This is a genomic window from Burkholderia sp. BCC1047, from assembly GCF_902833155.1.
GTDB classification, from domain to species: Bacteria; Pseudomonadota; Gammaproteobacteria; order Burkholderiales; family Burkholderiaceae; genus Burkholderia; species Burkholderia sola.
The window spans coordinates 43,559-66,690 of the sequence record NZ_CADFEH010000039.1 but is presented as its reverse complement, the minus strand read 5'-3'; the positions used below and the strand labels follow the sequence as shown (position 1 = coordinate 66,690).

Sequence of the window (23,132 nt, the reverse complement as noted above, 5' to 3'; positions counted from 1 at the left end):
ATACGCGCGTCCCGCATCGCCGCAGGACCTTTTCCCCATGCGCCGATTTCCCGCTTCCGGCGAGCCCGCGCCGGCTTCGACCGGGCCTCGCAACGACTGGCAGACCATCCGGTCGCTGCTGCCGTACCTGACCACCTACAAATGGCGCGTCGCGCTCGCGCTCGGCTGCCTGATCGGCGCGAAGGTCGCGAACCTCGGCGTGCCGGTCGTGATGAAGCGCATCGTCGATCACCTGTCCGCCGTGCAGCAGCTCACCGCGCTCGGCCGTGCCGAGCAGTCGGCCGGGATCGTGCTCGCGGGCGGCGTCGGGCTGCTGGTCGTCGCGTACGCGCTCGTGCGGCTGTCGACGTCGCTCTTTACCGAACTGCGCGAAATCCTGTTCTCGAAGGTCACCGAGAGCGCGGTGCGCCAGCTCGCGCTGCAGGTGTTCCGGCATCTGCACGGGCTGTCGCTGCGGTTCCATCTCGAGCGGCAGACGGGCGGCATGTCGCGCGACATCGAGCGCGGCACGCGCGGCATCCAGCAACTGATTTCGTATTCGCTGTACAGCATCCTGCCGACGCTCGTCGAAGTCGGGCTCGTGCTCGGCTTCTTCGTGGTCAAGTACGAGGCCTACTACGCGTACGTGACGTTCGCGGCGCTGGTCACGTACATCGTGTTCACCGTGAAGGTCACCAACTGGCGCACGCACTTCCGCCGCACGATGAACGAGCTCGATTCGCGCGCGAATTCACGGGCGATCGACTCGCTGATCAACTACGAGACGGTGAAGTACTTCGGCAACGAGGCGTGGGAGGCGCAGCGCTACGACGAGAACCTGAAGCGCTACCGGAAGGCCGCGATCCGCTCGCAGAACTCGCTGTCGGTGCTGAACTTCGGCCAGCAGGCGATCATCGGCACGGGGCTCGTGTTCATCCTGTGGCGCGCGACGCAGGGCGTGCTCGCGGGCAAGCTGACGCTCGGCGATCTCGTGCTGATCAACACGTTCATGCTGCAGCTGTACATTCCGCTGAACTTCCTCGGCGTCGTCTATCGCGAGCTGAAGCAGAGCCTCACCGACATGGACCGGATGTTCGGGCTGCTGTCGGCGCCGAAGGAAGTGGCCGACCGGCCCGATGCGCCGCCGCTCGCGGTGGCCGGCGCGCAGGTGCGCTTCGAGCACGTGAACTTCGCGTACGAGCCGTCGCGGCAGATCCTGCACGACGTGACGTTCACGATCGATGCCGGCACGACGACCGCGGTGGTCGGCCACAGCGGGTCGGGGAAATCGACGCTGTCGCGGCTGCTGTTCCGCTTCTACGATCTCGACCGGCAGGCGGGCGGCGCGATCCGGATCGACGGGCAGGACATTCGCGACGTCACGCAGGAATCGCTGCGCGCGTCGATCGGGATCGTGCCGCAGGACACCGTGCTGTTCAACGACTCGATCTACTACAACATCGCGTACGGTCGGCCGACGGCGACGCGCGACGAGGTGGTCGCGGCCGCGCGCGCCGCGCACATCCACGATTTCATCGAAGGGTTGCCGAAGGGCTATGACACGCCGGTCGGCGAGCGCGGGCTGAAGCTGTCGGGCGGCGAGAAGCAGCGCGTCGCGATCGCGCGCACGCTGTTGAAGGACCCGCCGGTGCTGCTGTTCGACGAAGCGACGTCGGCGCTCGATTCGCGCTCGGAACGCGCGATCCAGCACGAGCTCGATCAGATCGCGCGGCATCGCACGACGCTCGTGATCGCGCACCGTCTGTCGACGGTCGTGCACGCGCAGCAGATCCTCGTGATGGACCACGGGCGGATCGTCGAGCGCGGCACGCACGACGAACTCGTGCGCGCGGAAGGGTTGTATGCGCAGATGTGGGCGCTGCAGCAGCAGCGCGCGGCGGCGGGCGGGGAAGAGGCCGAGGCCGCGTAACGGGGCGTGGCGGCCTGACGGCGTGCCCCGTGCCGTGGCGCGCAGCGCAAGGGCGGCGCGACGGGGGCGTCGCCGCCCGTCGTCCGATCAGCCCGCGGCGGCGCGCAGCCGTGCGTCGAGTTCGCCGAGCTGCGCGGGCGTACCGACGTTCTCCCAGATCCCTTCGTACAGTTCGCCGCTCGCGCGGCCGGCTTCGATCGTCGAGCGATAGTACGGCGTCAGTGCGCGCCGCGTGCCGGGTGCGAGGTCGCGGAACATCCGCGTGTCGTACAGGCCGATGTTGCCGAACGTGAAGCGCGCGGCGCCGTCGAGCGCGAGACGGCCATCGTCGCCGAGCGCGAAGTCGCCGGCCGGATGGAACGGCGGGTTCGGCACCATCACGAGGTGCATCGCCGGCGTGTCGAGCGCGGCCATCCGGGCGGCGCGCGGCGCGAGCGTCCGGTAGTCGAACGCGCAGTACACGTCGCCGCTGACCGCCGCGAACACCGTCGGCTGCCCGTCGCGTTCCAGCAGCGGCAGCGCTTGCGCGATGCCGCCGGCGGTTTCGAGCGCGTCGCCCTCGGCCGAATACGCGAGCCGCACGCCCCAGCGCGAACCGTCGCCGAGCGCGGCCTCGATCTGCTCGCCGAGCCACGCGTGGTTGATCACGATCGTGTCGATGCCCGCCCGCGCGAGCGCCTCGATCTGCCACACGATCAGCGGTTTGCCGCCGGCTTCGAGCAGCGGCTTCGGGCGGGTATCGGTCAGCGGACGCATCCGTTCGCCGCGTCCGGCGGCGAAGATCATCGCCGTGGTCAGGGGTGTGCTCATGGTCGACTGGGTGCGAGAACGGTCAGAACGTATAGCCGACGTCGGCCGGCGCGTTGCCCTCGAGCTCGTCGAGCAGCTTCGCGAACGGCACGAGCGGGCGATAGCGCAGCGCGACCTTGCGTGCATACGCGAGGAAGCGCGGCAGGTCGTTCAGGTAGTGCGGCTTGCCGTCGCGGTAGTTGATGCGCGCGAACAGGCCGAGGATCTTGATGTGGCGCTGCAGCCCCATCCATTCGAGCTGGCGGTAGAACTCGCCGAAATCCGCGTCGACCGGCAGGCCGGCCTTCTTCGCCTTTTCCCAGTAGTACGCGAAGCAGTCGAGCTCGAACTCTTCGTCCCAGTTGATGAACGCGTCGCGCAGCAGCGACACGACGTCGTACGTCAGCGGCCCGTAGACGGCGTCCTGGAAGTCGAGCACGCCCGGGTTCGGCTCGCACACCATCAGGTTGCGCGGCATGAAGTCGCGCAGCATGAAGCCTTGCGGCTGCGCGTGCGCGCTCGCGACCAGCAGCGCGAACGTGCGGTCGAGCGTGCCGCGCATCGCGTCGGTGACCGGCTTGCCGAGGTGGCGGCCGACGAACCATTCGGGCAGCAGCTCCATTTCGCGGCGCAGGAACGCTTCGTCGAACGGCGGCAGCACGTCGGGTGTCGACGCGAGCTGGAAGCGGATCAGCGCGTCGAGCGCGTCACGCATCAGCGGACGGGCCGCGCCCGGATCGGCCGGATCGAGCACCGAGATGTACGACGTGCGGCCGAGATCGGTCACGAGCATGAAGCCCGCGTCGAAATCGTGGGCCAGCACGTCCGGCACGTGATCGCCGGCCGCGGCGAGCAGCTGCGCGACCTGGACGAACTCGCGGCACTTCTCGGGCGGCGGCGCGTCGACCGCGATCAGCGTGCCGCCGGGGCGCGTGGCCGACGCGACGCGGAAATAGCGGCGGAAACTGGCGTCCGACGACGCGGGCGCGAGGGTCGACAGATCGAGCGCGTAGCGCTCGGCGAGCGGGTGCAGCCACGCGGTGAGCGCGTCGAGGCGGGCGTCGGGCTGGGATGCGGCGGATGGGGGCGTCATGAAACTCGGCGGAGGGGGGAACGTCTTGCCATATAATACCCCACGACTTTTTTGACGCGCCCCGCGTCAGCTTCCGCCGTGCAGGCCCGCCGCCTGTCGCGCCGTCCGCCCGATCGCCTCCCCGGTTTGCGAAGAGCCGCAGTCGCGGCTCGACGGCGCGGCCCGCCGCGCGCGAAGGTGCCGTGCAGGCGCGGTTGACAAGGGGCGATTCGCCAAACGATAGATGCCGCCCAAACCGCTATTCCCGAATGTTTTCCCCGGTGACGGGGCGCCGCGCAAACGGCGGCTCGCGCTCGCGCTCCTGGCCGTGCCCGGCCTCGTGCCGGCCGTGTCGTACGCGCAGCTGTCGGGCGCGGCTGCGCAACCGCAGCCGCTCGACTCGCCGTGGGATCTGCGTCTCGCGCCCCAGCTCGAGGATCATCCGCTGAAGGACGGCGCGAAGCCGGCCGCCTTCGTCATTGCCGACCATACGAGCGGCACCGCCGAGCAGGACCTCGCCGCGAAGGGTTCGGCCGAGCTGCGGCGCGGCGACGCCGTCGTGAAGGCCGACGCGATCCACTACGATCAGGATACCGACATGGCCGATGCGTACGGCCAGGTCAAGGTGGTCAATGGCGGCACGTCGTTCGCCGGCCCCGAGGCGCACCTGAAGATCGAGGCGAACCAGGGCTTCATGACCGCGCCGAAGTATCACTTCAACGTGACGGGCGGGTCGGGCAGCGCGGAGCGCGTCGACATGGTCGACAACGAGCGCTCGGTGTTCGTCAACGGTACGTACACCGCGTGCCAGTGCTCGACGAACCCCGCGTGGTACATCAAGGGCAGCCGCTTCGACTTCGATACGGGCGCCGACGAGGGCACCGCGCGCAACGGCGTGCTGTTCTTCCAGGGCGTGCCGATCTTCGCGAGCCCGTGGATGACGTTCCCGCTGTCGGGCGAGCGGCGCAGCGGCCTGCTGCCGCCGACGTTCTCGGTGAACTCGAACAACGGCTTCGAGCTGTCGCTGCCGTACTACTTCAACATCGCGCCGAACCGCGACCTGACGCTCACGCCGCGCATCATCTCGCGGCGCGGCGTGATGACCGAAGCGACGTTCCGCTATCTGTCGCCGTCGTATTCGGGCACGTTTACGGCCAATTACCTGCCGGACGACCGGCTCGCGCATCGCAACCGCTACGCGATCTACTGGCAGCACCAGCAGAACTTCGGCGGCGGCTTCGGCGGCTACGTCTACTTCAACAAGGTCTCGGACAACACGTATCCCGAAGACCTCGGGTCGGCGAACCAGTTCATCAACGGCACGCAGACGCTGTACCAGCAGGAAGCCGGCCTCACGTACAACAACGGCCCGTGGTCGGTGCTCGCGCGCTACCAGCACTGGCAGACGCTGCCGCCGTCGATCGCGCCGTACAGCCGCGAGCCGCAGTTGAACGTGAAGTACACGAAGTACAACGTCGGCGGGTTCGACTTCGGCGCGGAAGCCGACTATTCGCGGTTCCGCATCACGACCGCCGATGCGACCCAGGGCGACCGGGTTGTCTTCAACCCGTACATTTCGTACGGCGTGTACGGTCCCGGCTACTTCGCGGTGCCGAAGGTCCAGTACCACCTGGCGTCGTACGACCTGAACTACCTGTCGTCCGCCACGCCGAACAGCCCGAAGCGCTTCACCGAGTCGATCCCGACCGTGAGCTTCGATTCGGGCCTGATCTTCGACCGTTCGGTGCGCCTGTTCGGCCAGGACTTCATCCAGACCCTCGAGCCGCGCCTGTACTACGTGTACACGCCGTATCGCGATCAGTCGAACGCGCCGCTGTTCGACACCGCGGAATCGGACTTCGGCCTCGCGGAGATCTACCAGCCGAACACGTTCGTCGGTAACGACCGGATCGCCGATGCGAACCGGATCACGGCCGGCCTGACGTCGCGCTTCATCGATCCGCGCACCGGCGACGAGCGCGCGCGGTTCGTGATCGCGCAGCAGTACTACTTCGCCGATCAGCGCGTCACGCTGACCCCGGGGCAGAGCGCCGTGCTCGCGCGCCACTCGGACCTGATCGTCGGCGCCGCGCTGAAGCTCGGCTCGGGCTTCATGTCGGAAACGGCGTTCCAGTACAACCAGAACAACAACCAGCTCGTGAAGTCGAGTATCGGTTTCGGCTACAGCCCGGGCGAACGCCGCGTGATCAACGTCGGCTACCGCTATACGCGCACGAATACCACGCTCGACAACCAGCCGATCAACCAGTTCCTGGTGTCCGCGCAATGGCCGCTCACGCGCCGCCTGTATGCGATCGGCCGGTTCAACTACGACTTCGCCGGAGATCGCGTGGTCGACGGTCTGGTCGGCTTACAATACGACGCGGATTGCTGGGCGCTCGGAGTCGGGGTGCAGCGGGCCGCGAACGGCATCAATTCGTCGGGACAGCAGAACTCGTCGACGCGCTTCATGATGCAGCTGACGCTCAAGGGCTTGTCGACCATCGACAACGGCCTCGTGTCCGCATTCCGCGCCGGGGTGCCGGGCTACACGCCGTTGCCGCCGCCGCCGCCGCCGATGTCCCGCTTCAGCAACTACGAGTAACGCCGGCATGTCTGCACCGGTCAGCACGATTTCAATGGAGTTTCAGTGGCAATGAAGAAAACCCTTCGTTTCGCGGCAGTCGTGTCCAGCCTCGCCGCGTCCGCCGCGCTGCTCGCCGCCGCGCCGGCCGCGGCGCAGGCACTCGGTTCGCAAGGTGCGCAGCTCGCCGACGAAGTCGTCGCCGTGGTCAACAACGACGTGATCACGGGCCGCGAACTCGACCAGCGCGCCGGCCTGATCGCACGCCGCCTGCAGCAGCAGAACGCGCCGGTGCCGCCGGCCGACCAGCTGCGCGCGCAGGTGCTGAACCAGATGGTGCTCGAACGTATCCAGGTGCAGAAGGCCAAGGACGACGGGATCCGCATCGACGACGCGACCGTGCAGGCCACGCTGCAGCGTCTCGCGCAGGCGAACGGGATGACGCTCGACCAGTACCGCGCGCGCCTCGAGGCGCAGGGCGTGCCCTGGAGTATCTTCACGAGCGACGCGCGCACCGAGCTGATGCTGTCGAAGCTGCGCGAGCGCGAGGTCGACGGCAAGATCACGGTGTCGGACGCCGAGGTCGCGAACTACATCGCGAGCCAGCGCGGGCCGAACGCATCGCAGCAGCAGGACCTGCGCTTCCAGCACATCTTCATCAAGGCGCCCACCAACGCGCCGCAGGCCGACATCGAAGCCGCGCAGAAGAAGGCCGAAGCGCTGCTGCAGCAGGCGAAGTCGGGCGCCGATTTCGAGCGCCTCGCGAAGAACAACTCCGAAGCGAACGACGCGAAGAAGGGCGGCGATCTCGGCTTCAAGGCGCCGAGCGCGCTGCCGCCCGACGTCGTCGACGCCGCGTCGAAGCTGCGCCCGGGCGAGGTCAACCCGACGCTGATCCGCGTGCCGGACGGCTTCGAGATCGTGCGCCTCGTCGATCGCCGCCAGAGCCAGGGTGCGAGCGCCGCGGCGCCGAAGATCGTCCAGACGCACGTGCGCCACATCCTGCTGCGCGTCGGCGAAGGCAAGTCGGAAGGCCAGGCGCGCCAGCAACTGGCCGACATCCGCAAGCAGGTCGAGGCCGGCGGCGATTTCGCGAAATTCGCGCGCACCTACTCGCAGGACGGTTCCGCGTCGCAGGGTGGCGATCTCGGCTGGATCAGCCCGGGCGAGACCGTGCCGGAATTCGAGCGCGCGATGAACAACCTGCAGGACGGCCAGATCAGCCAGCCGATCCGTACCGAATACGGCTATCACCTGATCCAGGTGCTGAACCGCCGCGAGGCGGAAGGCTCGGTGCAGCAGCAGATGGACATCGCCCGTCAGGCGATCGGCCAGCGCAAGGCCGAGCAGGCGTATGCCGACTGGCTGCGCGAGCTGCGCGATTCGTCGTACGTGCAGTACAAGATCGGCGGCGTCGGCCCGGCGAACTGAGCGACCCCCGGATGACCACGCCTGCGCTGCAGATCGCGATCACGACCGGCGAACCCGCGGGGGTCGGCCCGGAGCTGACCGTGCAGGCGCTGCGTGACGCCGCGCAGCGCTGGCCCGACGCGCATTTCACCGTGCTCGGCGATGCCGCGTTGCTCGACGCGCGAGCGGCCGCGGTCGGCGTCGACGCGGCCACGCTGGCCGGCGGCGCGCAGGTGTCGGTCGCGCATCACGCGCTGGCGGCGCCCGCGCAGGCGGGCAAGCTGGACGCGGCGAACGGCCGCTACGTGCTCGGGCTGCTCGACGCGGCGATCGACGGCGCGCTCGCGGGCCGGTACGACGCGATCGTCACCGCGCCGCTGCAGAAGAGCACGATCAACGATGCGGGCGTGCCGTTCACCGGCCATACCGAATACTTGGCCGAACGCACGCATACGCCGCGCGTCGTGATGATGCTGGCCGGCACCGGCCACCGGCCGCTGCGCGTCGCGCTCGCGACCACGCACCTGCCGCTGAAGGACGTATCGGCCGCGCTGACGATCGACGGGCTCGTCGAGACGCTCGCGATCATCGACCGCGACCTGCGGCGCGATTTCGGTCTCGCCGCGCCGCGCATCCTCGTGACGGGCCTGAACCCGCACGCGGGCGAGAACGGTTATCTCGGCCGCGAGGAGATCGACGTGATCTCGCCGGCGCTGGCCCGCGCGAACGCGCAACACATCGACGCACGCGGCCCGTATCCGGCCGACACGCTGTTCCAGCCGCGCCATCTGGCCGATGCCGACTGCGTGCTCGCGATGTTCCATGACCAGGGGCTGCCCGTGCTGAAGTACGCGACGTTCGGCGAGGGCATCAACGTGACGCTCGGGCTGCCGATCATCCGCACGTCGGTCGATCACGGCACCGCGCTCGATCTGGCCGGCACGGGCCGCGCGGATCCGGGCAGCATGATCGCCGCGCTCGATACGGCCGTCACGATGGCGCGCCATCGCCGCGCAGCCTGACGCTGCCGGTTTATCCCATTCGTCGTATTTTTCGTTTTACTCAGTCGATGTCGAACAGCAGACAGCACCAAGGCCATTTCGCGCGCAAGCGCTTCGGGCAGAACTTCCTCGTCGATCACGGCGTGATCGACTCGATCGTCGCGACGATCGGCCCCGCGCGCGGCCAGCGGATGGTCGAGATCGGCCCCGGGCTCGGCGCGCTGACCGGGCCGCTGATCGAGCGGCTCGCGACGCCGGAGTCGCCGCTGCACGCGGTCGAGCTCGACCGCGACCTGATCGGGCGCCTGCAGCAACGCTTCGGCGCGCTGCTGGAGCTGCACGCGGGCGACGCGCTCGCGTTCGACTTCCGCTCGCTCGCGATGCCCGGCGACAAGCCGTCGCTGCGGATCGTCGGCAACCTGCCGTACAACATCTCCAGCCCGCTGCTGTTTCACCTGATGACGTTCGCCGATGCGGTGATCGACCAGCATTTCATGCTGCAGAACGAGGTCGTCGAGCGGATGGTCGCGGAGCCGGGCACGAAGGCGTTTTCGCGGCTGTCGGTGATGCTGCAGTACCGCTACGTGATGGAAAAGATGCTCGACGTGCCGCCGGAATCGTTCCAGCCGCCGCCGAAGGTCGATTCGGCGATCGTCCGGATGATTCCGTACGAGCCGCACGAACTGCCGGACGTCGATCCGGCGCTGCTCGGCGAAATCGTCACCGCCGCGTTCTCGCAGCGCCGCAAGATGCTGCGCAATACGCTCGGCGACTACCGCGAGACGATCGATTTCGACGCGCTCGGCTTCGATCTCGCGCGCCGGGCGGAGGATGTGAGCGTGGCCGAATATGTCGGCGTGGCGCAGGCGCTGGCGGCGGCGCGTCGTTAACGTCGTTCCCATCGCCCCCGCTTCATTGCTTCTTCCAACATCCCCAGTGTGAGCGATCGCCCTCCTAGCGATTCTCGCGCCTTCGCGCTGAACGGCGACTTCAACGCAGCCAGCACTACGTCACGCCTTCGCATACTCGCGGATGGCACGTAGTAGGCGATATTGAAGTCGCTGAGGTCGACGTGAAATCGTTCGCCCCACATCTGGATGACGTTGACGATTTTGGGTGGTTCCCAATCGAGATCGTGATACAGATCCATATCGCGAGTCAATTCATCGTCCAGCCCGAATACTCCGGCGGCGCGGACTTCCCGTATGAATTGCTGAAGTTGGGGCCACGCATCGTCCATTACAGTTGATCCTCGTGCTTTACTCGTCGGTTGTATTCCATAACCGATTTATACCCGATCATTGCAACGTCGACGGCAGTAATCGCCCAGCCGACTCCCGGAATCGCTCGGCCGACGAATACACCAATATGGTTCGTCAACTTCACTCGTAATCGCGCTACACTGGTCCATGATGTGAGCGTCGGTAAGATCCGATATTTATCTCATAGTCAAATATCTCGATATTGGCGGATTTATTTGAATAACATCGCTGATGCGATATGTTTTTCTCTGCGTCGGTGCCGCGGATTTCCCATTAATCCTCGTATTTTTCTTATTTCCCGCGCGAGCCAATAGTTGTCGCGTCACCCATGCGGCCAAAAGGCTGTCACGTCTCGCGGAGACCCGCGGCCAGCGGATTTTCGGCGACTCCGGTAGAATTTCGGGTTCTGGAAAGTCCCCACAGGAGTACAACACATGCGTTTGCTGCATACGATGCTGCGAGTCGGCGATCTCGACCGCTCGATCAAGTTCTACACCGAATTGCTCGGCATGAAGCTGCTGCGTCGCGAGGATTATCCGGAAGGCAAGTTCACGCTCGCGTTCGTCGGCTACGAAGACGAGAGCACGGGCACCGTGATCGAGCTGACCCACAACTGGGAAACGCCGTCCTACGATCTCGGCAATGGCTTCGGCCATCTGGCGGTGGCGGTCGACGATGCGTACGCGGCCTGCGAGAAGATCAAGGCGCAAGGCGGCAAGGTTACGCGCGAGGCGGGCCCGATGAAGCACGGCACGACCGTGATCGCATTCGTCGAGGATCCGGACGGCTACAAGATCGAGTTCATCCAGAAGCAGTAAGCGCCGGACGAACCGGGCCGCGGCGTGCGACGTGCGCCGCGCCAACGAAAAAGGGCGATGCGGGGTAATCCGCATCGCCCTTTTTCGTTGGCGCCGAAGTCGTGCGCGTCAAAGCGACGGCAGCAGCTCGGGCGGGTGATGCTTGAGCGTGTGCCGCGCTTCGCGGAACTCGGGGAAGATCGATTCGACGGTCTGCCAGAAGGCCGGGCTGTGGTTCATCTCGCGCAGGTGCGACAGCTCGTGCGCGACGACGTAGTCGATGATCGACATCGGGAAATGGATCAGCCGCCAGTTCAGGCGGATCTTGCCGTCGCTCGAGCAACTGCCCCAGCGCGTCGCGGCCGACGACAGCGCGTACATCGAATACGTGACGCCGAGCTTTTCCGCGTAGACCACGAGGCGTTCGCCGAAGATGCGTTTCGCTTCGCCCTGCAGCCAGCCCTGCACGCGATCCTTGATCTGCTGCATGTCGGCCTGCACGGGTAGCGGCAGCGACAGCCGCAGCGCGTCGGCATCGAACGCGACTGCGCCCGCGCCGAGCGCGATCGTCACAGTCTTGCCGAGATACGGCAGTTGCGCGCCGTCGCGCCAGTCGATCTGCGGCAGCGCGCGCTGCTCGGTGCGCGTCTTCCATTCCGCGAGCTTCGCGAAGATCCAGCGTTGCTTTTCGGCGATCGCCGCTTCGATGTCGGCGAGCGTGACCCAGCGCGGCGCGGTGATCGACAGCCCGCTGCCGTCGATCGTGAAGCCGATCGTGCGGCGCGCCGAGCGCTTCAGCCGGTATTCGAGCACGCGGCTGTCGAGCGCGAACGTGCGCACGCGGGAGCGATCGGGCGCCGGGCCCGGATCGAGCGGCGCGGCGGGGGCGGCTTCGGGCGGCGCCGGCGGGGCGGCAGGCGCCGACGGCGCGGCGGCCGGCCCGTCGAAGAGCGGCAGATCCATCTGGCGATGATCGAGGGCCACGACGGCAGGCCGTGGCCGCGGACGCTGTTTCATCAGTTCGCTTCTTTTTGTCGTACGCAACGGCTGCAATCCGGGGCGTCAGGCGCGCGCGGCATCGCGCGTGCCGGCGTTGCCCGCCTGGCGATACGCGTCGGGATCGATGCGGCGCATTTCCGCTTCGATCCACGCTTCGACCTGCGAGTTCAATGCATCGGGCGTTAGCCCTTCGCTGGGGATCGGCTTGCCGATCGACACCGTGACGACGCCCGGGAATTTCGTGAACGAGTTGCGCGGCCACACACGACCTGCATTGTGCGCGATCGGCACGACCGGCGTGCCGGTTTCGATCGCGAAGCGCGCGCCGCCCGTCTTGTACTTGCCCTGCTTGCCGACCGGCGTGCGCGTGCCTTCGGGGAACATGATCATCCATGCGCCTTCCGATAGGCGCTTCTTGCCCTGGCGGATCACCGAATTGAACGCGTTCTTGCCTTCCTTGCGGTTGATGTTGACCATGTGCAGCAGCCCGAGCGCCCAGCCGAAGAACGGCACGTACAGCAGCTCGCGCTTGAACACGTAGCACAGCGGCTTCGGCATCAGCGCCGGAAACGCAAGCGTCTCCCACGCGGACTGGTGCTTCGACAGCAGCACGGCCGGGCCGTCGGGCAGGTTCTCGAACCCTTCGATCCGGTAGCGGATGCCGTTCAGCCAGCGCACGACCCACAGCGTCGACTTGCACCAGCCGGCCGCCATCCAGTAGCGCGCGTCGGGGCGCATGAACGGGAACGCGATGAAGCACGCGGTGGCGTACGGCACCGTGTACAGGATGAAGTAGATCAGCAGCAGCAGGGAGCGGACGAAGCGCATCGGCGTGAGTCTGGTGTTGGGGAGGATGCGCGCGGCAGCCGCATCACTCGTGTTCGTGTGAAAGAAAATCGAGCGCGAACGCGCGCAGGTCGTCGTGGACTTTCGTGCCGTCCGGCAGATTGCCTGCGGCGAGCGTTTTCTTGCCCTTGCCGGTCAGCACGAGATGCGGCTGGAAGCCGACCGCGACGCCGGCCTGCAGGTCGCGCAGCGAATCGCCGACGACCGGCGTGTGAGCGGGATCGATCTCGAAGCGCTCGGCGATCATCTGCATCATGCCGGGTTTCGGCTTGCGGCAGTCGCAGTGATCCTCGGCTGTGTGCGGGCAGAAGAATACCGCGTCGATGCGCGCGCCGACCGCGGCCGCCGCGCGATGCATTTTCAGGTGCATCTCGTTCAACGCGGCCATGTCGAACAGCCCGCGGCCGATACCGGACTGGTTGGTCGAGACGACCACGCGATAGCCCGCGTGGTTGAGCCGGGCGATCGCCTCGAAGCTGCCGGGCAGCGCGATCCATTCGTCGGGCGTCTTGATGAACGCATCCGAATCGACGTTGATCACGCCGTCCCGGTCGAGGACGACGAGCTTTCGGGTGGGGCTGGTCGGCATCGTGCGGCCCTTATGCGGCGAGCTTCGAGATGTCGGCGACGCAGTTCATCTGCTGGTGCAGCGCGGACAGCAGTGCGAGACGGTTCGCGCGCAGCGCCGGATCTTCCGCGTTCACCATCACGTCGTTGAAGAACGTGTCGACTGGCGCGCGCAGCGCGGCGAGCGCCGACAGCGCACCCGTGTACGCACGCGCCTCGAGCTGCGACTGCACGTGCGGCGTGACGGCCGCGAGCTGTTCGTGCAGCGCCTTCTCGGCCGCCTCGACGAGCAGCGTCGGCTGCACCGCGCCGTTCGCGCCGCCTTCCGATTTCTTCAGGATGTTCGAGATCCGCTTGTTCGCGGCCGCGAGCGCTTCGGCTTCCGCGAGGCGCGTGAATTCGCGCACCGCGTCGAGGCGCGCGACGAGGTCGTCGATGCGCGTCGGGTTCAGGCTCAGCACCGCGTCGATTTCGCCGGCCGAATAGCCGCGCTCGCGCAGCAGGCCGCGCAGGCGATCCATGAAGAACGCAAAGATCGCGTCGGTCGATTCGGCGACGCCCGGCACGCCGTCAAAGCGTGCGTGGGCCGTGCGCAGCAGCGATACGAGATCGAGCGGCAATTGCTTCTCGAGCAGCAGTCGCAGCACGCCGAGCGCGTGACGGCGCAGCGCGAACGGATCCTTCTCGCCGGTCGGCGCGAGGCCGATGCCCCAGATGCCGACGATCGTTTCGAGCTTGTCGGCGAGTGCGACGGCGGTCGACACCGGTGTGGTCGGCAGCGCGTCGCCGGAGAAGCGCGGCTGGTAGTGCTCGGCGCACGCGAGCGCAACGTCGTCGGCTTCGCCGTCGTGGCGCGCGTAGTACGTGCCCATCGTGCCCTGCAGCTCCGGGAACTCGCCGACCATGTCGGTCAGCAGGTCGGCCTTCGCGAGACGCGCGGCGCGCTTCGCGTGCGCGGTATCTGCGCCGATCGCCGGGGCGATCTCGCCGGCCAGCGCCTCGAGGCGCTCGACGCGCGCGAGCGCCGAGCCGAGCTTGTTGTGATAGACGACGTTCGCGAGTTGCGGCACGCGCTCGGCGAGCGGCTTCTTCTTGTCCTGCTCGAAGAAGAACTTCGCATCGGCGAGGCGCGGGCGCACGACGCGCTCGTTGCCTTCGATGATCTCGCCCGGCGTCTTCGTGTCGATGTTCGACACGATCAGGAAGCGTGAACGCAGCTTGCCGGCGACGTCGGTCAGCGCGAAATACTTCTGGTTCGTCTGCATCGTGAGGATCAGGCATTCCTGCGGCACCTGCAGGAATTCGTCCTCGAAGCGGCACGGGTAGACGACCGGCCATTCGACCAGCGACGTCACTTCGTCGAGCAGCGAGTCGGGCATCACGACTGTGTCGCCGTTCGCATGTTCGTTCAGTTGCGTGCGGATCGTTTCGCGGCGATCGGCGAAGTGCGCGATCACGCGGCCCTTGTCGCGCAGCGTGTCGGCGTACGCGCGCGCATGCTGGATCGCGACGAGGCCGTCGGACAGGAAGCGGTGGCCGAGCGTGGTGTCGCCGGCATCGACGCCGAACGCGGTGATGGGCACGACGCGATCGTCGTGCAGCACCGTCAGCCGATGCACCGGGCGCACGAACTTCACGTCCGAGCCGTCCGGGCGCTGGTACGTCATGAATTTCGGGATCGGCAGCTTCGCGAGCGCTTCGTCGAGCGCGGCCTGGAGGCCGTCGGCGAGCGTGGCGCCGGCCGCCGAGTAGTTGATGAAGAACGCTTCGGCCTTGCCGTCCTGCGCGCGTTCGAGATCGGCGATCGACGCGTCCGGGTGGCCGAGCGCCGCGAGCTTCTTCGCGAGCGGCGCCGTCGGCTTGCCTTCGGCGTCGAGCGCGACCGACACGGGCAGGACCTTTTCGCGGACCTGTCTGTCGGGTGCGACGGCGCGCACGTTCTGCACGACGACCGCGAGGCGGCGCGGCGTCGCGTAGCGTTCGAACACGAGTTCGCCTTCGATGAGGTCGCGCGCGGCGAGGCGTTGTGCGATACCTTCGGCGAATGCGTCGCCGAGGCGCGCGAGGGCCTTCGGCGGCAGCTCTTCGGTCAGCAGTTCGACGAGCAGGGGGGCGGGATGATTGTGCGTCATATCTGGAATAAATCTCGTCTCGTCAGTCCTGATCGATCTTGCGTTCGACCTTGAGCGGCGGCGCCCATGCCGGCTGCGCGGCGTCCTGGGCGTCGGTGGTGAGGCCCGGCACGCCCGGCGGGTTGCCGAGCATCGGGAAGCCGAGCTTCTCGCGCGAGTCGTAGTAAGCCTGCGCGACGAGACGCGACAGCGCGCGGATGCGGCCGATGTACGCGGCCCGCTCGGTGACCGAGATCGCGCCGCGCGCGTCGAGCAGGTTGAACGTGTGACCGGCCTTCAGCACGAGCTCGTACGCGGGCAGCGCGAGCTGCGCGTCGATCATCTTCTTCGCTTCCGCTTCGTAGCTGTTGAAGAACGTGAACAGCAGGTCGACGTTCGCGTGCTCGAAGTTGTAGGTCGACTGCTCGACCTCGTTCTGGTGGTACACGTCGCCATACGACAGGCGGCGCAGCTCGGGGCCGTTCGGGCCTTGCTCTTCCCACTCGGTCCACACGAGGTCGTACACGTTCTCGACCTTCTGCAGGTACATCGCGAGGCGCTCGAGGCCGTACGTGATCTCGCCGAGCACCGGCTTGCATTCGAGGCCGCCGACTTCCTGGAAATACGTGAACTGCGTGACTTCCATCCCGTTCAGCCACACTTCCCAGCCGAGGCCCCACGCGCCGAGCGTCGGGTTTTCCCAGTCGTCCTCGACGAAGCGCACGTCGTTCTGCTTCAGGTCGAAGCCGAGCGCCTCGAGCGAGCCGAGGTACAGGTCGAGGATGTTTTCCGGCGCCGGCTTGAGCACGACCTGGTACTGGTAGTAGTGCTGCAGGCGGTTCGGGTTCTCGCCGTAGCGGCCGTCCTTCGGGCGGCGCGACGGCTGCACGTACGCGGCGCGCCACGGCTCGGGGCCGACCGCGCGCAGGAACGTGTGGACGTGCGACGTGCCCGCGCCGACTTCCATGTCGATGGGCTGGAGCAGGGCGCAACCCTGCTTGTCCCAGTAGGACTGCAGCGTCAGGATGATTTGCTGAAACGTAAGCATGAAGAGCCTTCGTGGCGCTGGCGCTCCGTTGCGGGCGGCGCTCCGGGCGGGCCCGGAGGGTCGGCTCGCGCGGCGGCGCGGCTTGTTAGTGTGCTGAAACGCGTAATTTTACCGGATCGGCGACCGGATGCGGCCGGAAGGCGGATGCGGGCACCGCCGGCCTGCTTCCGGCGGCCTGCGCACCCATCGCCCGCATGCGTCGCGCAGCCGCGTGCGGGCCGCCGCGACGCGCATGCCGCGGCGCTTCGCGCGGGCGGTAAGATGCGCGTATTGCGGCGCGCGCGATGCGCGCCGCGTCACCGCTTGCCGACGCTCACCGCATGGACGAACCGACCGACATCCTGATTCCGCTGCTTCCGCCGTTCGTCGCGCTGCTCGGGCAGGCCGCCGACGCGCGGGCGCGCGACGAGCGCGCGGCGCACGAACTGTGGCTCGCCGCCGCCGCGCATCTGCATGCGGTCGATGCGCCGGCGATCGCGCAGCTCACGGCCACGCTCGTCGCGCGGCAGCGCACGGACGACGCGATTGCGCTCGCCGAATGCGCGGCGCGCGCGCAGCCGGGCGCGGACGCGTACTTCAACCACGGCTACGCGCTGCAGATGGCCGGCCGTCACGCGGATGCGGTCGCGCCGTACCGCGCGGCGCTAGCAATCGATGCCGGCTGGCCGTCGCTGCGCAACAACCTCGCGATCGCGCTGCGCTTGTCGGGCGGCGCGCGCGCGGAAGAGATCGCGCTGCTCGACGCGGCCGTGAAGCACGATCCGCGGGACGTGCAGGCATGGATCAATCTCGTCGTCGCGCGAATCGCGATGCAGGACCTCGACGGTGCGCTCGCGAGCGCCGCACGGCTCGCCGATCTCGCACCCGACAACGCGCTCGCGATGAACAACGTCGCGATGGCGATGAAGGAGGCGCAGCGCTGGGACGACGCCGAGCGCCATGCGGCGCGTGCGTGCGAGCTGGCGCCCGACGACGCGTCGTTCCGCTTCAATCTCGCGATCATCCAGCTCGTGCGCGGCAATTACTCAGCCGGCTGGCGCGGCCACGAGGCACGCTGGGACGGCGCCGGCGAATTGCGCGGCCGCCGGCCGGCGCTGCCGGGCCCGCGCTGGCAGGGCGAGCCGCTCGCCGGCAAGACGCTGCTGGTGTGGGGCGAGCAGGGGCTCGGCGACGTGCTGCAATTCTGTCGCTTCGTCGCGCCGCTCGCCGAACGCGTGCATCGCGAGGGCGGCCGGCTCGCGTGGAATACGTTTCCGGCGCTCGGCACGCTGATGCAGCGCAGCCTCGGCGCGCACGCGGACGTGTTCGGCGCGGGCGGCGGCGTCGACGCGCTGCCGGCATTCGATTACGAAGTGCCGCTGATCGGTCTGCCGCTGATGCTCGGCATGGAGGCGTCGACGCTCGCCGCGTCGGTGCCGTACCTGCGGGCCGAGCCGGCCGCACGCGATGCATGGCGCGCGCGGCTCGCGGGCGACGGCCGGTTGAAGGTGGGGCTCGTGTGGACGGGCAGTGCGGGCCACCAGCGCAATCCGTTCCGGCGCGTCGGGCTCGAGCGTTACGCGGACGCGTTTCGCGGCATCGATGGCGTCACGTTCTATTCACTGCAGCCGGGAGCGGACGCGGATGTCGCCGCCGCGCGCGCGGCCGGTTTCGCGATCGAAGACCACACGGCCGAATTGACGAGTTTCGACGATACGGCCGCGTTCATCGGCGCGCTGGATCTCGTGATCACCGTGTGCACGTCGGTCGCGCACCTGGCCGGCGCGCTCGGCGCGCGCACCTGGGTGCTGCTCGACGTGAATCCGCACTGGCCGTGGCTGCTCGATCGCCGGGACAGCCCGTGGTATCCGACCGCGACGTTGTACCGGCAGCCGACGTTCGGCGCATGGGCGCCGGTGATGGAGGAAGTGAGTCGCGACTTGCGGGCGCTGGCCGCGCAGCCGGAACCATCGGATCAATCGAACCGGCCGGCCCGGCAGGCCTGAGCGGCCGGCCGGTTCGCGCTCACGGGCCGCCGCGCGCGGCAGTGGCCCGTCGCGTCATTGCGCTTCGTCGTCGCCTTTGCGCCGGCCGTTGCGCCGGCGCAGCCCGGGCCCGAACGTGAAGCCGAACGCGAGCAGCACGAACGACACCGCGAGCACGATATTGTTGCCGCTCGTCACGTACGGCGTGAAGCCGCTCGTGCCTTCGATCCGCACGTCGAGCGAGCCGATCGTGAACGGCTTCAGCTGGCCAAGCACGCGCCCGTGCGCGTCGATCGCGGCCGTCATCCCCGTATTGGTCGAACGCAGCATCGGCCGGCCCGTTTCGAGCGAGCGCATCCGCGCGATCTGCAGATGCTGGTCGAGCGCGATCGTGTCGCCGAACCACGCGAGGTTCGTCACGTTGACGAGCACGCCGGGCGGCTGCGGGTTGTCGCGGATCGTCGCGGCGATTTCCTCGCCGAACAAATCCTCGTAGCAGATATCGGCCATCACCGGCTGGTTGTGCACGAGGAACGGCTTCTGCACCGGCGCGCCGCGCGCGAAGTCGCCGAGCGGCATCTTCATCAGGTTGACGAACCACCGGAAGCCCCACGGAATGAATTCGCCGAAGGGCACGAGGTGATGCTTGTCGTAGTGATAGATGTCGCGCGAATTCGGCGTCACGCCATACAGGCTGTTCGTGTAGTCGACGTAGTGGCCGTCCTCGGTCACCGACGCGCCGACCGCGCCGAACAGCACGGCCGACCCGGTCGTGTCGCTGAATTTTCGGATCGCGACGGCGAACGGCTCGGGCAATTCCTGGATCATCACCGCGATCGCGGTCTCGGGCGTGACGATCAGATCGGCCGGTTTCTCGACGATCATCTGCGTGTACATCTTGATCGCCGCGTCGATGCCTTCCTGCTCGAACTTGATGTCCTGCTTCACGTTGCCCTGCAGCAGCCGCACGGTGAGCGGCGCGTTCGCGGGCACGGTCCACGTGACCTGCGACAGCCCGAGGCCGGCCGCGACGAGGGCGACGGCGATGCCGGCCGGCGCGGCGATGCGCACGCGGGCGTTGCCGCCCGATGTGCCGGCTTCGCCGTCACGCACCGGCGACGGCCGTGCGGCGGCGAGCGCCTGCACGACGAGTGCGGCGAACAGCGCGAGCACCCACGCGATCCCGTACACGCCGACCACCGGCGCAAAGCCCGCGAACGGGCCGTCGACCTGCGGGTAGCCGCTGCCGAGCCACGGAAAGCCGGTGAACACGGTGCCGCGCAGCCATTCGCCGAGCGCCCACGCGCTCGCGAACGCAAACGCGCCGTGCCAGGTCGGCGAGAACGGCCGCGGGTCGGCCTCGCGGCGATGCCATGCATGGCCCGCGCAGAACGACCACAGCCCGGCCGAAAACGCCGGGTACAGCGACAGGTAGAGCGCGAACAGCACGAGCGCGCCGCCCGCGAGCGGCGCGGCCATCTCGCCGTACACGTGCATGCTGATGTAGAGCCACCAGACGCCGCTGATGAAGTTGCCGAAGCCGAACGCGCCGCCGGTGAGCGCGGCGCCGCGCCAGCTCGACGTGCGCGTCAGCTGCGCGAAAAACCAGACGAATACGACGAGCTGCAGCCAGCCGCCGTGCGGCGTGGGCGCGAAGCTGAGCGTATTGGCCGCGCCGGCGAGCAGCGCGGCCGGATAGTGCCAGCGCGGCAGCGCGCGGCCGGGCGCCGGCGCGAGAAGGCCGCCAGCCGGGCGGGACGGAATCGGATCGTCCATGTGAAGCGGAAGAGGGCGAGCGGTTGAAGGAGGCGCGGCTGGCGCGGAACGGTCAGTCTTCGTGCGAGGTTTCGGCGCGACGGCTGGCGAGCGGGTTGCGGCGCACCAGCAGCACGTGAACCTGGCGCGCATCGCCGCGCTGGATTTCGAACACGAGGTTGCCGAGCTGCAGCTTCTCGCCGCGGTGCGGCACGCGTCCGAAATGATGGGTGATCAGGCCGCCGATCGTGTCGACCTCGTCGTCGGGGAAATCGGTGCCGAACGTCTCGTTGAACTGCTCGATCTCGGTGAGCGCGCGCACGCGGTAGCGGCCGTCCGGCCCCGAGATGATGTTGCCGGCTTCCTCGTCGAAGTCGTATTCGTCCTCGATGTCGCCGACGATCTGTTCGAGCACGTCCTCGATCGTGATCAGGCCCGCGACGCCGCCGTATTCGTCGACGACGATCGCCAGGTGGTTGCGGTTCACGCGGAAGTCGTGCAGCAGCACGTTCAGGCGCTTCGATTCCGGAATGAACACGGCCGGGCGCAGCATTCCGCGCACGTCGAATTCTTCCTCGGCGTAGAAGCGCAGCAGATCCTTCGCGAGCAGCACGCCGATCACGTTGTCGCGGTTCTCCTCGTACACCGGGTAGCGCGAGTGCGCCTTTTCGAGGACGAACGGGATGAAATCCTCGGGCTTGTCGGCGATGTTGATCGCGTCCATCTGCGCGCGCGGCACCATGATGTCGCGGGCGCACAGATCGGAGACCTGGAACACGCCTTCGATCATCGACAGCGAATCGGCGTCGATCAGGTTGCGTTCGTGGGCGTCCTGGAGGATTTCCAGCAACTCGCCGCGGGATTCGGGCTCGGGCGAGATGAAGTCGGTCAGGCGCTCGAGCAGCGAGCGCTTTTCTTGCGGTTTGTCGGTTGGCTTACGACTGGGATACGAATCGTTCATGGTGGTGCGCCCGGGTCATGCCGGGGCGCGCGGTCACGGAGTAGGCAAGGATACACCAAGGGCACGACGCGACCGTGTCACCCGGCCGGTCGGCCAGGGTGGGCGGCTCGCGCGGGCCCCGCTCGCGGACGGCCGCGCGGGGCGCGACGTCGTCGTCGGGTCCATCCTATCGCAGAAAGCGCCGGCGGGGCGCGGCGGCAAAAAAATGGCGGCGGGCAGGGCGGCGCGGCCGGACGCGGGCAACGGCCGGCGACGGCGGCATTCCGTCGCAGGCGGCGCACGCGTCGCGCGCCGTTCAGAACCGCATGCCGGCCGAGCAGCCGCCGGCGGCCGCGCCGTTGGTCGCGGCGCCGCCGCAGCCGAGTATGCCGCAGCCGGACAGCGCGACGCTCGCGGCGACGAGCAGCACGGCGATCCTGCAACGCGACCGGCGTGACGATTTCATCGGGCGTGTCCTCGTGTGGATGCGCGGGCGGCGCGGGGTCGCATGGCGGCCGCCCGCGCGGCGTGCCGGATCATCGGCATCGCGCCAGCAACCCTTCGAGCGCGCGGTCGGGGATGCCGCTCGCGCGCAGTGCGTCCACCGTGCGGCTCACGTAGTCGAGCGTCGTGCCGTAGCGGCCGGCCGCGCAGCGGAACACTTCCTTGACGACGGGGTCGGTCAGCTTGCCCGTATAAGTCGGTGCGTCGCGGCGCATCACGAACGCGAGCGCGTTCACGCGTTCGCCGGTCTCGAGCGAGCACGGCAGCCAGGCGGGCCGGTACGAGCCCATCGGCATTTCGCGCTTCCACAACGTCTCGAGATGCGGCTGCGCGGTCGGGCCGGAGAGCCGGAATGCGATGCCCGAGCACGAGCCGCCGCGATCGAGCGCGAGCACGAGGCCCGGCCGTTCGGGCGTGCCGCGATTCACGCGCGACCACAGGTAGAGCCCGCGATGGTAGCCGTGCACCTTGCCGCGCACGGCGGCGACGGTCGGCAGCCCGGGGTTCCAGATCAGCGAGCCATAGCCGAACAGCCAGAGATCCTGCCGGCCGTCCCAGTCGCGCATCGTCTGCGCGAGCGACGCCGCGAGCTCGTCTTCCGTCAGCAGACGGCCTTCGCCGATCGACGGCGGGTAGGCGGGCGGCAGCATCGCGGCGTGGCGCATCGGACGGACGGCTTACTGGTACGGGTTCGGGAAACCCAGTTTCGCGAGAATGTCGACTTCGAGCGCTTCCATTTCGGCCGCGTCCTCGTCGCTCGTCTCGTGGTCGTAGCCCTGCGCGTGCAGCGCGCCGTGCACCAGCAGGTGCGCGTAATGGGCCGCGAGCGGCTTGCCCTGGTCGTGCGCTTCCTGCTCGACCACCGGACAGCACAGCACGAGGTCGCCGATCACGGTGCCGTCGGGCGCCGGGTCGTACGCGAAGGTCAGCACGTTGGTCGGATAGTCCTTGTGGCGGTAGCCGGCGTTCAGCGTACGGCCTTCGTTCTCGCCGACGAAGCGCACGGTGAGCTGCGCGCTCGCGAACAGCGCCGGCTCGATCCATTCGGCGATCAGCTTGCGCTTCGGCAGCGTCTTGCGCACGTCGCCGGTGATCTCGTCGCCGTACTGCACGGACAGGTCGAATTCCAGCGCGCGCGGCCCGTCTTCGGGATCGTCCTCGCGCGGCGCGAACTCGGCGCCGACGTGCAGCGTCACGCTGTCGTAGTGCTCGGGCTGCAGCGCGAGCTTCGCGCGCATCGCCGGATCGTTGTGCTGCGCGACGATCGCGACGGCCGCATCGCCCGAGCTGCCCGACAGGTCGAACATCAGGCTGCGGCCGTCCGGGAAGTCGATCCGCAGCCCTTGCGCGTTGACGGTCCGGGCTTTGCCCTTCGCGTCGAACAGCGAAAGACGGGGGGATTCGGACGCGGCGGACAGGGCGCGGCCGGACTGGCGGGAGCGGGAGGATTTCATGACGCGTGCGGCGATTGGGACGCGTTGAGGATACACCAAACGGCCGATCGCGCCCGAATTCGGGCCGGCCGTGCGCGGGCGGAAAAAAGCCCGGCGCGCCGTCTGGCGGGCCGGGCCGGC

Annotated in this window: 20 protein-coding genes and 1 pseudogene; 7 read left to right on the top strand and 14 right to left on the bottom strand. The window is 68.1% G+C overall.

Translation table 11 applies throughout. The annotated features are described in order from the left end of the window. Nucleotides 1–37: 37 nt before the first annotated feature. A complete protein-coding gene (locus HWX55_RS30340; protein ID WP_175978384.1) occupies nt 38–1,909 on the top strand; it encodes an ABC transporter ATP-binding protein/permease in 1,872 nt (623 codons plus the stop codon). Nucleotides 1,910–1,996: 87 nt separating this feature from the next. Here the strand turns inward: HWX55_RS30340 and murU are convergent, their stop codons facing one another. Beyond that, nucleotides 1,997–2,719 carry an N-acetylmuramate alpha-1-phosphate uridylyltransferase MurU gene (murU, locus tag HWX55_RS30335; protein WP_175978383.1) on the bottom strand — a complete coding sequence of 241 codons (723 nt, stop codon included), beginning with the start codon at nt 2,717–2,719 and terminating at the stop codon, nt 1,997–1,999. A 22-nt stretch (nt 2,720–2,741) separates the two neighbouring features. After that, nucleotides 2,742–3,791, bottom strand: a complete 1,050-nt coding sequence (locus tag HWX55_RS30330) for a phosphotransferase (RefSeq protein ID WP_175978382.1) — start codon at nt 3,789–3,791, stop codon at nt 2,742–2,744. Between the two features lie 223 nt (nt 3,792–4,014). On the opposite strand from HWX55_RS30330, the gene HWX55_RS30325 reads away from it, so the two are divergent. The 4 genes from HWX55_RS30325 to rsmA are packed head-to-tail and all read left to right on the top strand — an operon-like array spanning nt 4,015 to nt 9,655. Beyond that, nucleotides 4,015–6,375 carry an LPS-assembly protein LptD gene (locus tag HWX55_RS30325; protein WP_175978381.1) on the top strand — a complete coding sequence of 787 codons (2,361 nt, stop codon included), beginning with the start codon at nt 4,015–4,017 and terminating at the stop codon, nt 6,373–6,375. A gap of 51 nt (nt 6,376–6,426) precedes the next feature. Then, nucleotides 6,427–7,785, top strand: a complete 1,359-nt coding sequence (locus tag HWX55_RS30320; protein ID WP_050014667.1) for a peptidylprolyl isomerase — start codon at nt 6,427–6,429, stop codon at nt 7,783–7,785. Nucleotides 7,786–7,796: 11 nt separating this feature from the next. Next, entirely contained in the window at nt 7,797–8,786 is a 990-nt protein-coding gene (pdxA, locus tag HWX55_RS30315; RefSeq protein ID WP_175978380.1) for a 4-hydroxythreonine-4-phosphate dehydrogenase PdxA, read from the top strand. Nucleotides 8,787–8,833: 47 nt separating this feature from the next. Then, on the top strand, nt 8,834–9,655 hold the full coding sequence (rsmA, locus tag HWX55_RS30310; RefSeq protein WP_175978379.1) for a 16S rRNA (adenine(1518)-N(6)/adenine(1519)-N(6))-dimethyltransferase RsmA: 822 nt from the start codon (nt 8,834–8,836) through the stop codon (nt 9,653–9,655). On the opposite strand, the gene HWX55_RS30305 is transcribed toward rsmA, so the two are convergent. Both HWX55_RS30305 and HWX55_RS36430 read right to left on the bottom strand, forming a co-directional pair. Next, nucleotides 9,652–10,005, bottom strand: coding sequence for a DUF1493 family protein (locus HWX55_RS30305; RefSeq protein WP_089435605.1), 354 nt, complete (start codon nt 10,003–10,005; stop codon nt 9,652–9,654). The genes rsmA and HWX55_RS30305 overlap by 4 nt on opposite strands. Beyond that, nucleotides 10,005–10,205, bottom strand: a pseudogene (locus HWX55_RS36430) (STM2901 family protein); the annotation flags it as partial. The pseudogene HWX55_RS36430 and the gene HWX55_RS30305, both read right to left, overlap by 1 nt. 256 nt (nt 10,206–10,461) lie before the next feature. Between HWX55_RS36430 and gloA the strand changes: the two are divergent. Next, entirely contained in the window at nt 10,462–10,845 is a 384-nt protein-coding gene (gene gloA / locus HWX55_RS30300) for a lactoylglutathione lyase (protein ID WP_175978378.1), read from the top strand. 108 nt (nt 10,846–10,953) lie between these two features. Here gloA and HWX55_RS30295 read toward each other — a convergent pair whose 3' ends face one another. Genes HWX55_RS30295 through glyQ form a run of 5 tightly spaced genes read right to left on the bottom strand, consistent with a single transcriptional unit; the run spans nt 10,954 to nt 16,395 of the window. Next, nucleotides 10,954–11,841, bottom strand: a complete 888-nt coding sequence (locus HWX55_RS30295; RefSeq protein ID WP_027785378.1) for a SprT family zinc-dependent metalloprotease — start codon at nt 11,839–11,841, stop codon at nt 10,954–10,956. A 45-nt stretch (nt 11,842–11,886) separates the two neighbouring features. Then, nucleotides 11,887–12,651: a lysophospholipid acyltransferase family protein gene (locus tag HWX55_RS30290; protein WP_050014656.1), complete on the bottom strand. Its 765-nt coding sequence runs from the start codon at nt 12,649–12,651 to the stop codon at nt 11,887–11,889. Between the two features lie 43 nt (nt 12,652–12,694). Beyond that, complete coding sequence (gene gmhB / locus HWX55_RS30285) at nt 12,695–13,258, bottom strand: D-glycero-beta-D-manno-heptose 1,7-bisphosphate 7-phosphatase (protein WP_175978377.1); 564 nt, start codon at nt 13,256–13,258, stop codon at nt 12,695–12,697. Between the two features lie 10 nt (nt 13,259–13,268). Further along, nucleotides 13,269–15,368, bottom strand: coding sequence for a glycine--tRNA ligase subunit beta (glyS, locus tag HWX55_RS30280; RefSeq protein WP_175978376.1), 2,100 nt, complete (start codon nt 15,366–15,368; stop codon nt 13,269–13,271). 22 nt (nt 15,369–15,390) lie between these two features. After that, nucleotides 15,391–16,395, bottom strand: coding sequence for a glycine--tRNA ligase subunit alpha (gene glyQ / locus HWX55_RS30275; protein WP_006477868.1), 1,005 nt, complete (start codon nt 16,393–16,395; stop codon nt 15,391–15,393). Nucleotides 16,396–16,715: 320 nt separating this feature from the next. Here glyQ and HWX55_RS30270 point away from each other — a divergent pair, with 320 nt between their 5' ends. Further along, entirely contained in the window at nt 16,716–18,380 is a 1,665-nt protein-coding gene (locus HWX55_RS30270) for a hypothetical protein (protein WP_175978375.1), read from the top strand. A gap of 54 nt (nt 18,381–18,434) precedes the next feature. Here the strand turns inward: HWX55_RS30270 and lnt are convergent, their stop codons facing one another. The 5 genes from lnt to ybeY all read right to left on the bottom strand — a co-directional run bounded on the left by lnt (nt 18,435) and on the right by ybeY (nt 23,012). After that, entirely contained in the window at nt 18,435–20,135 is a 1,701-nt protein-coding gene (gene lnt / locus HWX55_RS30265) for an apolipoprotein N-acyltransferase (RefSeq protein ID WP_175978374.1), read from the bottom strand. Between the two features lie 52 nt (nt 20,136–20,187). Next, nucleotides 20,188–21,075: a transporter associated domain-containing protein gene (locus HWX55_RS30260; RefSeq protein WP_021160150.1), complete on the bottom strand. Its 888-nt coding sequence runs from the start codon at nt 21,073–21,075 to the stop codon at nt 20,188–20,190. Nucleotides 21,076–21,370: 295 nt separating this feature from the next. Then, nucleotides 21,371–21,520 (bottom strand): hypothetical protein, encoded by a 150-nt coding sequence (locus HWX55_RS30255; RefSeq protein WP_162838123.1) that lies wholly within the window; start codon nt 21,518–21,520, stop codon nt 21,371–21,373. A gap of 70 nt (nt 21,521–21,590) precedes the next feature. Continuing rightward, complete coding sequence (locus tag HWX55_RS30250; RefSeq protein ID WP_050014645.1) at nt 21,591–22,223, bottom strand: gamma-glutamylcyclotransferase; 633 nt, start codon at nt 22,221–22,223, stop codon at nt 21,591–21,593. A 12-nt stretch (nt 22,224–22,235) separates the two neighbouring features. Then, complete coding sequence (ybeY, locus tag HWX55_RS30245; RefSeq protein WP_175978373.1) at nt 22,236–23,012, bottom strand: rRNA maturation RNase YbeY; 777 nt, start codon at nt 23,010–23,012, stop codon at nt 22,236–22,238. Between the last annotated feature and the right edge of the window lie 120 nt (nt 23,013–23,132).